The organism is Enterobacter sp. PL1, from assembly GCF_945957325.1.
Taxonomy (GTDB): Bacteria; Pseudomonadota; Gammaproteobacteria; order Enterobacterales; family Enterobacteriaceae; genus Enterobacter; species Enterobacter roggenkampii.
Window position 1 is genome coordinate 1 of sequence record NZ_CAMFKT010000039.1, and the last position, 9705, is coordinate 9705.

The 9705-nt window shown below is 52.2% G+C and carries 13 protein-coding genes; 6 read left to right on the forward strand and 7 right to left on the reverse strand.

The window, feature by feature from the left end:
* The first annotated feature begins 240 nt into the window (after window positions 1-240).
* Window positions 241-795, forward strand: a complete 555-nt coding sequence (locus N6P30_RS22410; protein ID WP_023294695.1) for a gamma carbonic anhydrase family protein — start codon at window positions 241-243, stop codon at window positions 793-795.
* On the opposite strand, the gene N6P30_RS22415 is transcribed toward N6P30_RS22410, so the two are convergent.
* From N6P30_RS22415 to dprA, 6 genes are read right to left on the reverse strand one after another with little or no spacing between them, the layout of a single operon-like run.
* Window positions 771-1019, reverse strand: coding sequence for a DUF1488 domain-containing protein (locus N6P30_RS22415; RefSeq protein WP_008503473.1), 249 nt, complete (start codon window positions 1017-1019; stop codon window positions 771-773). The two genes, N6P30_RS22410 and N6P30_RS22415, sit on opposite strands and share 25 nt — an antisense overlap.
* The gene (gene aroE / locus N6P30_RS22420) at window positions 1016-1834 is read right to left on the reverse strand and encodes a shikimate dehydrogenase (RefSeq protein ID WP_023294696.1); all 819 of its coding nucleotides are present in this window, start codon (window positions 1832-1834) and stop codon (window positions 1016-1018) included. Before aroE ends, N6P30_RS22415 begins: the two co-directional genes overlap by 4 nt.
* A gap of 4 nt (window positions 1835-1838) precedes the next feature.
* Window positions 1839-2411: an L-threonylcarbamoyladenylate synthase type 1 TsaC gene (gene tsaC, locus N6P30_RS22425; protein WP_023294697.1), complete on the reverse strand. Its 573-nt coding sequence runs from the start codon at window positions 2409-2411 to the stop codon at window positions 1839-1841.
* Window positions 2404-2958 carry a type I DNA topoisomerase gene (locus tag N6P30_RS22430; protein ID WP_023294698.1) on the reverse strand — a complete coding sequence of 185 codons (555 nt, stop codon included), beginning with the start codon at window positions 2956-2958 and terminating at the stop codon, window positions 2404-2406. The genes tsaC and N6P30_RS22430 overlap by 8 nt, the downstream gene beginning before the upstream one ends.
* A 26-nt stretch (window positions 2959-2984) precedes the next feature.
* Window positions 2985-3458 carry a DUF494 family protein Smg gene (gene smg, locus N6P30_RS22435; RefSeq protein ID WP_008503477.1) on the reverse strand — a complete coding sequence of 158 codons (474 nt, stop codon included), beginning with the start codon at window positions 3456-3458 and terminating at the stop codon, window positions 2985-2987.
* Window positions 3430-4554, reverse strand: coding sequence for a DNA-protecting protein DprA (gene dprA / locus N6P30_RS22440; RefSeq protein ID WP_032664738.1), 1125 nt, complete (start codon window positions 4552-4554; stop codon window positions 3430-3432). The genes smg and dprA overlap by 29 nt, the downstream gene beginning before the upstream one ends.
* Before the next feature lie 127 nt (window positions 4555-4681).
* Between dprA and def the strand changes: the two genes are divergently transcribed.
* The 5 genes from def to mscL all read left to right on the forward strand — a co-directional run bounded on the left by def (window position 4682) and on the right by mscL (window position 9458).
* Complete coding sequence (def, locus tag N6P30_RS22445) at window positions 4682-5191, forward strand: peptide deformylase (protein ID WP_008503479.1); 510 nt, start codon at window positions 4682-4684, stop codon at window positions 5189-5191.
* 25 nt (window positions 5192-5216) lie between these two features.
* Window positions 5217-6164, forward strand: coding sequence for a methionyl-tRNA formyltransferase (gene fmt, locus N6P30_RS22450; RefSeq protein ID WP_023294700.1), 948 nt, complete (start codon window positions 5217-5219; stop codon window positions 6162-6164).
* 52 nt (window positions 6165-6216) lie between these two features.
* A complete protein-coding gene (gene rsmB, locus N6P30_RS22455) occupies window positions 6217-7503 on the forward strand; it encodes a 16S rRNA (cytosine(967)-C(5))-methyltransferase RsmB (RefSeq protein ID WP_032664782.1) in 1287 nt (428 codons plus the stop codon).
* 22 nt (window positions 7504-7525) lie between these two features.
* Window positions 7526-8902: a Trk system potassium transporter TrkA gene (gene trkA / locus N6P30_RS22460; RefSeq protein WP_008503482.1), complete on the forward strand. Its 1377-nt coding sequence runs from the start codon at window positions 7526-7528 to the stop codon at window positions 8900-8902.
* Window positions 8903-9047: 145 nt separating this feature from the next.
* Window positions 9048-9458, forward strand: coding sequence for a large-conductance mechanosensitive channel protein MscL (gene mscL / locus N6P30_RS22465; RefSeq protein ID WP_008503483.1), 411 nt, complete (start codon window positions 9048-9050; stop codon window positions 9456-9458).
* Here the strand turns inward: mscL and N6P30_RS22470 are convergent, their stop codons facing one another.
* Window positions 9459-9674 carry an alternative ribosome-rescue factor A gene (locus N6P30_RS22470; RefSeq protein ID WP_023294702.1) on the reverse strand — a complete coding sequence of 72 codons (216 nt, stop codon included), beginning with the start codon at window positions 9672-9674 and terminating at the stop codon, window positions 9459-9461.
* Between the last annotated feature and the right edge of the window lie 31 nt (window positions 9675-9705).

The following is a 9705-nucleotide window of genomic DNA, read 5'->3' on the forward strand; positions in this document are numbered from 1 at the left end:
CTCTTTAACCGACCGCGTTGTCTGTGAAGTGATTCACATCCGCCGTGTCGATGGAGGCGCATTATAGGGATCCCAATTTTTAGCACAAGTATTTTTTAGATCTTTTTTTCCGACTGCTGATTTTCCGCGCTTTTCGCTGAAATCCCGCCCGATCTGCTTAAATATTGACGTATTTTGCCTTGCCTCGATCGACGAATACGATCAAAGTCTTCTGTATAGCGCTCATTCCCAGAGGTAGTTATGTCTGCAGTATTACGTCCTTATAAAGATCTGTTCCCCAAACAAGGCGATCGCGTGATGATCGACGCCAGTAGTGTGGTCATTGGTGATGTCCGACTGGCCGATGACGTTAGTATCTGGCCACTCGTTGCCATCAGGGGAGACGTTAACTATGTGTCTATTGGCGCGCGAACCAATATTCAGGACGGTAGCGTTCTGCACGTCACGCACAAATCGTCCTATAACCCGGAAGGCAATCCCCTCATGATTGGAGAAGATGTTACCGTCGGCCATAAAGTCATGCTTCACGGCTGCACTGTCGGAAATCGCGTACTTGTTGGCATGGGGTCGATTTTACTGGATGGCGTCATAGTAGAAGATGACGTGATGATTGGCGCCGGTAGCCTGGTCCCGCAGAACAAACGGCTGGAGAGCGGCTATCTCTATCTGGGAAGCCCGGTAAAACAGATCCGCCCCCTGAAGGAGGCGGAGATCGAAGGATTAAAATACTCGGCAAACAACTACGTAAAATGGAAGAATGATTATTTGGATCAGGATAGCCAAACCCAGCCCTGATCGTCTTCCTGCTGTTCGCGGATTAAATCGCTGGCTTCCTCTTCGAGATCCCAGCGGTTTTCACAAAATACGGCTATCGGGTCTGTGCCGCCAAAACGATGCAATAGCGTTTCTCCGTGGATGGCACAGGTAAGCTGCATACCCTGCACGAGCACCGGAAAACAGACCGCTTGCTTATGCTCATCCCAGCTCTCTCTGTCCGGGAAATGAATAGCCTGATTCACGCCGAAAGCTCCTGCTTTAGCTTTTCAATGACCGGCTCGACAGCAGGCAACACTCCGTGCCAGAGCAGTACAGCATGCGCAGCCTGCCCCACCAGCATTCCCAGCCCATCGGCGAACTGTTTCGCCCCGTGTTGTTCACACCAGTTCAGGAAAGGCGTCTTACCTTTCTGATAGAACATGTCATAAAAGTACATATGCGCACTGACCAACGAAGCGGGGATCGCCGGGATCTCGCCACTGATGCCGCTGGATGTGGCATTAATGACAAGATCGAACTCACGTTCAGCAAGATCGTCAAGCGCTACCGCGCTCACGCTGCCGGTATGCGCAAACAACGCCGCCAGCGCTTCTGCCCGGGAAAAGGTTCTGTTAGTAATGGTCACTGAACAGTCCAGGGAAAGCAGAGGCAACAGAACGCCCCTCGATGCCCCACCCGCGCCAATCAGCAGAACCCGGAATCCGGGTTTGATAAAGGAGAGTCTTTCCAGATCGCTAAGTAAACCAATCCCGTCGGTGTTGTCCCCCAGAAGGCGTCCATCCTCAAGCCGTTTTAGAGTATTTACTGCACCTGCAAGTGAAGCGCGCTCGGTCAGCTCATCTGCACGTTCGAATGCTTCTTCTTTAAACGGGACCGTCACATTCGCGCCTTTGCCCCCCGCTGCGAAAAAGGCCTCCAGCGTTGGGATAAAGGCATCCACTGGCGCCAGTACGCGCCCATAGGGATGATCTATCTGCAGCTGCTCCGCGAATTGCTGATGAATCCACGGTGACTTGCTGTGTGCAATCGGATTACCAAAAACAGCATAGGTTTCCATGAGATTACCCCTGGCGAAAACGTTCGCCGGTCAAAGCGTCGCGAATCTCAGACGGATTCAGGCGCCCTCCCGTTTCACCAACAGCGACAGGGAAGTCATTCCCGAACTGCGCCAGCACTTCTTCAGTTGTCCGACAAGGCGGCTGCCCGGTCAGGTTGGCGCTGGTTGAGACCAGTGGTTTACCAAATGCCAGGCACAGCTCCACCACCAGCGGATGGTCAGTGACGCGAACGGCAAGGGAGTCAAAGCGTCCGGTTAACCAGCTCGGCGTTGTAGGCTGAGCCGGGAAGACGAAGGTTACTGGTCCAGGCCATGCGGAGAAGATTGTCTCGCGCTGTGCCGGTGTCAGCATAGAATCATCAATATAGGGTTTAAGCTGCTCGTAATTCGCAGCGATCAAAATCAGCCCTTTTTCGACGGGTCTTTGTTTCAGAGTAAGCAGACGGCTCACAGCCGTTTCGCTGTCAGGATCGCAACCGACCCCAAAAACAGCTTCAGTTGGATAGGCGATGACTTCTTCATTTTTCAGTACGTCCACTGCATGCGCAATGGAGCCTGATGGCAGGTTATTATTCACTATTTTGATCCGCCGTAACCGGCTTTCCACATTGTTTACTGGCGCAGAAGCGTTTCATGCCTTGCGCGGTTTTCTTCTCTATCAGTAGCGGATAATTGCAATGAGGGCAGATTCCCGCTACCGGCTTAAAATTGATAACGAACTGGCATTCAGGGTAGCGATCGCACGAATGGAAAGTCTTACCATAACGGGAGCGGCGCTGTACCAGCTGACCTCGCTGACACTGAGGGCAGGCAATTGCCGTTTCATCAGGCTTATCAATTTGTTCCGTATGTTCACATTCCGGGTAGCGGCTACATCCAATAAACATGCCGAAACGCCCCTGGCGTAGCGCGAGTTCGCCACCGCAAAGAGGACAAAGCTGCCCCTCCAGAATTTTAACGATATGTCCATCCGCCTGGCTTTTCAGAGGACGAACATAATCGCATTCCGGATAGTGAGAACAACCGAGAAACGGGCCGTGTTTCCCGGACCGAATAACAAGTTCAGCCCCGCACTGCGGGCAGGGCTCGTTTTTATGCACCGTGAATAGTGCTGATTTGGCCATAACAACTCTTGGTGCTGCACATTGAATTAGTGCAGCATACCTTCATTCACTTCAAAGAGTAATTCTTCCATTTGCTGATAGGCATTTTCACAGCCCGGGATATTAAACAGAACCATCAGGATCACCCATTTGAGATCTTCCAGTTCAAATTCTGCGGTATCCAGCGCCATGACGCGCTCTATCACCATTTCTCTCGTTTCGAGGTTTAGCACCTGAATCTGCTCAAGGAATAAAATGAACCCCCGGCAGCTGGCGTCCAGCCGTTCACACTCTTCAGCGGTATAAATGCGTACTGACAATGGGTCAGAAGCAAGCTGCATCGGTTCGGCAAGGCCTTCCTGATAATCAGCCAGTTTTTCCAGCCACATCAACGCATTGTAGATATCTTCCCGCTCAAATCCCGCATCGGTAAGATCCTGTGTCAACTTGTCCTGATCCACTCGCATTTCTGCTTCGTTATGGATGTAAGTCTCAAACAAATACATCAGTACGTCGAACATGGCATGCCCTCCTTAATCGGACATAGCCGCCGGGTACAGCTGCGATCCACCCTGCTAACTCCAGTTCGAGTAGCTGTGCTACCGTTACTGGCACAGGTTGGCCGGCACGTTCAGCGACAACGTCAACAGGTGTTACCTCATCTCCTACGTTAGCCAGGAGCTTGGGAAATGGCAATGCCACCTTTCCCTGATCTGATGAATATTGTCGCTTTTCGGGATCTTCCTGCAGCCATTGCAGCCCATATTGCAAATTTTCAAGAATGTCCGCGACTTCCGTTACCGGTGTTGCCCCCTGCTTAATCAGCCAGTGCGGTCCCTCGCATCCGGGATTACCTATCGGGCCTGGCAAGGCGAAGACTTCTCGCCCCTGTTCGAGCGCGCACCGTGCCGTGACCAGCGAACCGCTTCGCCGCGCGGCTTCAACGACCAGCACGCCTTTGCTAAGGCCGCTGATGATGCGATTACGACGCGGAAAGTTTGCCGGTCGGGGCTGCGCGGAAAGCGGAAACTCAGATACTATCGCGCCATCAGACTCAATAAGCCGCATCGCCAATGCCTGATGCCGGCGTGGGTAAATGCTAAAAAGACCGTTTCCCAGAACCGCGACACTTCGTCCTTTTACTGACAGCGCCGCGCTGTGGGCAACGCCGTCAATACCACAGGCCAGCCCGCTGGTGATCGTGAAACCACTTTGTGAAAGTTGTTCGCACAGGATTTTCCCCCACCGCTCGCCGTACCATGACGGCGCACGACTGCCTACCACCGCCAGCTGAACGGTATTAAGCGCCTCAGGGTTACCTTTTATGAATAATGCTCCGGGATAATCAGGGATCGTGCGGAGCAAAGGGGGATAAAGGGGATGGTTGGCCGTTAATAAATGATGACCCGGCTGCTCAAGCCATATCAGGCTACGTTCCAGCTCACTCTCATCGAACGCAACGAACCGTTCAGCCTGCTTAGCTGTCAATCCAGCGTTTCTCAGAACAAGCGTGTCGATGCCTTCCTGCCTCTGCAGTCGTGCAGCCGCTTCCACCATGACATCACCACACAAAGAACCTGTGTGCATGAGCCGTAGCCAAATCTCGGTAGATGTCATCCTTTCCCCTGCCATAAGCGGTCTCCGCAATCATTGCGATTGGTCACTGATGCTGTCAATCGATGGGGGATTTGTCTAGAATAGAGGGAGTATTCTTATCAACTCCTGAACACGACTCTGGAAATTTATGGCAGTTTTGCAAGTATTACATATTCCGGACGAGCGCCTTCGCATCGTCGCTGAACCGGTTAAAGAAGTGAATGCAGAAATCCAGCGTATCGTTGATGATATGTTCGATACCATGTACGCCGAAGAAGGCATTGGCCTGGCGGCAACGCAGGTGGACATTCACAAGCGTATTATCGTGATCGACGTTTCTGAGAATCGCGATGGCCGTCTGGTGCTGATCAACCCAGAGCTGCTTGAAAAGAGTGGCGAAACCGGTATTGAGGAAGGCTGTCTGTCTATTCCAGAACAGCGTGCGTTAGTGCCGCGTGCTGAGAAAGTGAAAATTCGCGCTCTGGATCGTGACGGTAATCCGTTCGAACTGGAGGCAGACGATCTGCTGGCGATTTGTATTCAGCATGAGATGGATCACCTGGTCGGTAAACTGTTTATCGATTATCTCTCGCCGCTGAAACAGCAGCGTATTCGTCAGAAAGTAGAGAAACTGGATCGTTTGCGTTCTCGCGCATAACGTCCCACCGGATACAAGGATCATCGTGTCTAAATCACTACGTATTATCTTCGCGGGAACCCCTGATTTTGCAGCGCGTCATCTTGACGCGCTGTTATCGTCTGGTCACCAGGTTGTTGGCGTCTTTACCCAGCCGGATCGTCCTGCTGGTCGCGGCAAAAAACTGATGCCGAGCCCGGTCAAGGTGCTGGCAGAAGGGCATGGGCTTCCTGTTTTTCAGCCCGCATCGCTGCGCCCGCAGGAAAATCAGCAGTTGGTTGCTGACCTGAATGCCGACGTAATGGTGGTGGTGGCTTACGGTTTAATTCTGCCAAAAGCCGTGCTTGATATGCCGCGTCTGGGTTGTATCAACGTTCATGGGTCCCTGCTCCCACGCTGGCGTGGTGCAGCACCTATCCAGCGCGCGCTGTGGGCGGGTGATGACGAAACGGGCGTTACCATCATGAAGATGGACGTAGGTTTAGACACCGGCGACATGCTCTATAAACTGGCCTGCCCCATTACGTCAGACGATACCAGCGCCACGCTGTATGACAAACTGGCAGAGCTTGGCCCACAAGGGCTCATCGAGACGCTTCAGCAGCTTGCTGACAATACGGCAAAACCAGAAGTTCAGGACGACGCGCTGGTAACCTACGCCGAAAAGCTGAGCAAAGAAGAAGCGCGGATCGACTGGTCCCTGTCAGCCGCTCAACTTGAACGTTGCATTCGCGCTTTTAATCCGTGGCCGATGAGCTGGTTGGAAATTGATGAGCAGCCAGTAAAAGTCTGGAAAGCCTCCGTCATTAGCAGCGCTACCACGGTGGAACCCGGTACGATTATTGATGCCAGCAAGAACGGCATCCAGGTGGCGACTGCGCAAGGGATTTTGAATCTTGAATCGCTCCAACCGGCCGGTAAGAAAGCCATGAGTGCTCAGGATCTACTAAATTCCCGTCGCGAATGGTTTATCCCTGGCAATCGCCTTGCCTGAGCAAATTTATTCTTAAGGCCCGGTGTTTCCGGGCATTTTTATTTTTACGGTTATGAAAAAACAAAATCTACGCAGTATGGCGGCCCAGGCCGTCGAGCAGGTTATCGAGCAGGGCCAGTCACTGAGCAACGTCCTGCCTCCCCTGCAGCAAAAAGTCTCTGATAAAGATAAAGCCCTGCTTCAGGAGCTCTGCTTTGGCGTCCTGCGCACACTCTCTCAGCTTGAGTGGTTGATTAACAAGCTGATGTCCCGCCCAATGACGGGCAAGCAGCGCACCGTACATTATTTAATTATGGTGGGTTTTTATCAGCTTCTTCATACCCGCATCCCACCTCATGCCGCGCTGGCAGAGACGGTGGAAGGTGCCGTTGCGATTAAACGTCCTCAGCTGAAAGGGCTGATCAACGGCGTATTGCGTCAGTTCCAGCGACAGCAGGATGAGCTTCTGGCTGAATTTGCCCAAAACGAAGCGCGCTTCCTGCATCCGGACTGGCTGTTGAAGCGCCTGAAAAAAGCTTATCCGCAGCAGTGGCAGGACGTTGCCGATGCCAACAACCAGCGTCCGCCAATGTGGTTACGCGTGAATCGTAATCACCACACCCGTGACGCATGGCTGGCATTACTCGAAGAAGCTGGAATGAGCGGCTTCACCCATGACGCATACCCTGATGCCGTGCGCTTAGCATCGCCTGCACCGGTACATGCATTACCCGGCTTTGAAGAGGGTTGGGTAACGGTACAGGATGCTTCTGCTCAGGGTTGCATGACCTGGCTTGAACCCCAAAACGGTGAGCAGATCCTCGATCTCTGCGCCGCACCAGGGGGCAAAACGACGCATATTCTTGAAGTGGCTCCGCAGGCCAGCGTGATGGCAGTGGACGTTGATGAGCAACGTCTTTCACGCGTCTACGACAACCTCAAGCGCCTGGGCATGAAGGCACAGGTTAAGCAAGGCGATGGACGCAAACCCGCAGAATGGTGTGGCGAAACACAATTCGATCGCATTTTGCTGGATGCCCCCTGCTCTGCAACCGGTGTGATTCGTCGTCATCCGGATATCAAGTGGCTGCGTCGCGATCGTGATATTAGTGAGCTTGCCCAACTGCAATCCGACATCCTCGACGCCATCTGGCCACATCTCAAACCCGGCGGCACGCTGGTCTATGCAACCTGTTCAGTACTGCCGGAAGAAAACAGTCAGCAAATCGCGGCCTTCCTTAAACGAACCCCGGACGCGGCGCTGCACGATACGGGAACGCCTGAATGCCCGGGTCAGCAAAATCTGCCGGGTGCAGAAGAGGGTGATGGCTTCTTTTACGCTAAGCTAATCAAAGAGTGATGTTGAGAACAGGTCACGAGAGATGAAGATTATCATTCTGGGCGCAGGACAGGTTGGTGGAACGCTGGCGGAAAATCTGGTTGGCGAAAACAACGATATCACCATAGTGGATACCAACGGCGATCGCCTGCGAGTTTTACAGGACAAATTTGATTTGCGCGTTGTGCAGGGTCATGGTTCGCACCCCCGCGTCCTTCGTGAGGCGGGCGCTGACGATGCCGACATGCTGGTTGCGGTGACCAGTTCTGACGAAACCAATATGGTGGCCTGTCAGGTGGCCTACTCGCTTTTTAACACGCCAAACCGAATCGCGCGCATCCGCTCTCCGGACTATGTCCGCGATGCTGAGAAACTGTTTAATTCAGAAGCAGTTCCTATTGACCATCTTATCGCGCCAGAACAGCTGGTGATCGACAATATCTACCGTCTGATCGAATATCCGGGCGCCCTGCAGGTGGTGAACTTTGCCGAAGGTAAAGTGAGCCTGGCCGTCGTTAAGGCCTATTACGGCGGCCCGTTGATTGGCAACGCGTTGTCCACCATGCGCGAGCATATGCCGCATATTGATACGCGCGTCGCGGCTATTTTCCGCCACGACAGACCTATCCGCCCGCAGGGCTCTACGATTGTCGAAGCCGGGGACGAAGTCTTCTTTATTGCGGCTTCACAGCATATTCGTGCGGTGATGAGTGAACTTCAGCGTCTCGAAAAACCCTATAAACGCATTATGCTGGTCGGCGGCGGCAATATTGGTGCCGGTCTGGCACACCGGCTTGAAAAAGATTACAGCGTAAAATTGATCGAACGCGATCAGCAGCGAGCGGCTGAACTGGCGGAAAAACTGCAAAATACGATCGTATTTTATGGCGATGCGTCAGATCAGGAGTTGCTGGCTGAAGAGCATATTGATCAAGTTGATCTTTTTATTGCCGTCACCAACGACGACGAAGCGAATATAATGTCCGCCATGCTCGCGAAACGTATGGGGGCAAAGAAGGTCATGGTGCTTATCCAGCGCAAGGCCTATGTTGATCTGGTTCAGGGCAGCGTCATTGATATTGCCATTTCGCCGCAGCAGGCGACAATTTCCGCGTTACTGAGCCATGTGCGTAAAGCGGATATTGTTGGTGTGTCATCGCTTCGTCGCGGGGTAGCGGAAGCCATTGAAGCCGTAGCGCACGGAGATGAAACCACATCACGCGTCGTGGGCCGTTCGATAGACGAAATTAAGCTGCCACCGGGCACCATTATTGGTGCTGTCGTGCGCGGGAATGATGTCATGATTGCCAATGATAATTTGCGCATTGAGCAAGGCGATCACGTTATTATGTTCCTTACCGATAAAAAGTTTATTACCGACGTCGAACGTTTATTCCAGCCAAGCCCATTCTTCCTTTAATGTGTCGGGTGCTCTCAATGGGTACCCGCTCTTTATCCTTCTCATTTCTGTGCCTTTTATTTTGCATAACGTTTAATTATCACGAATGGCAATTAGCTAATCATTTGTTAAACTTATAGTCGTCAGCTGGCACAAGGAGAACAAAATGAGTTTTATTAAAGAATTTCGCGAATTTGCGATGCGCGGAAACGTGGTGGATTTGGCAGTGGGTGTCATTATTGGTGCAGCATTCGGCAAGATTGTTTCATCATTAGTGGCCGACATTATCATGCCACCTTTAGGGTTGCTGATCGGGGGCATTGATTTCAAACAGTTCGCTTTCACGCTGCGTGAAGCACAGGGCGATGTGCCGGCAGTCGTGATGCACTACGGCGTATTTATTCAGAACGTATTTGATTTCGTGATTGTAGCGTTTGCCATTTTTATGGCTATCAAGCTGATCAATAAACTCAACCGTAAAAAAGAAGAGCCGGCAGCAGCGCCTGCACCGACAAAAGAAGAAGTGCTGCTGAGTGAGATTCGCGATCTGTTAAAAGAGCAGAACAAGCGCGTTTAATCAGAAGCTTAAAGCAGGAAGGCCAGTGGTAAATAAGCGATTCGCTTGTTTGCCACTGGCCTCCCAGTTACCCCGTTTTGCATGCTTGTCTTTACGCAGATAACTTCCTTTCCCTTTTTTATTCTTCTCAACGCGCTGTCTGAATAGCGGGTCATGGAGTAGTGCCTCAATGGCATTGTCTTTAATCTGTCCTTTCGTGTGCTGATAGCGGCTCATAAATTCTCCTGAGCATGGTTTATGTCGACGG

Excerpts from the sequence above, each read along its gene's own strand:
- smg (WP_008503477.1), bottom strand. The coding sequence starts at position 3,458 with ATGTTCGACGTACTGATGTATTTGTTTGAGACTTACATCCATAACGAA.
- rsmB (WP_032664782.1), top strand. The coding sequence starts at position 6,217 with ATGAAAAAACAAAATCTACGCAGTATGGCGGCCCAGGCCGTCGAGCAG.
- aroE (WP_023294696.1), bottom strand. The coding sequence starts at position 1,834 with ATGGAAACCTATGCTGTTTTTGGTAATCCGATTGCACACAGCAAGTCA.
- def (WP_008503479.1), top strand. The coding sequence starts at position 4,682 with ATGGCAGTTTTGCAAGTATTACATATTCCGGACGAGCGCCTTCGCATC.
- dprA (WP_032664738.1), bottom strand. The coding sequence starts at position 4,554 with ATGACATCTACCGAGATTTGGCTACGGCTCATGCACACAGGTTCTTTG.
- N6P30_RS22410 (WP_023294695.1), top strand. The coding sequence starts at position 241 with ATGTCTGCAGTATTACGTCCTTATAAAGATCTGTTCCCCAAACAAGGC.
- N6P30_RS22470 (WP_023294702.1), bottom strand. The coding sequence starts at position 9,674 with ATGAGCCGCTATCAGCACACGAAAGGACAGATTAAAGACAATGCCATT.
- N6P30_RS22430 (WP_023294698.1), bottom strand. The coding sequence starts at position 2,958 with ATGGCCAAATCAGCACTATTCACGGTGCATAAAAACGAGCCCTGCCCG.
- mscL (WP_008503483.1), top strand. The coding sequence starts at position 9,048 with ATGAGTTTTATTAAAGAATTTCGCGAATTTGCGATGCGCGGAAACGTG.
- trkA (WP_008503482.1), top strand. The coding sequence starts at position 7,526 with ATGAAGATTATCATTCTGGGCGCAGGACAGGTTGGTGGAACGCTGGCG.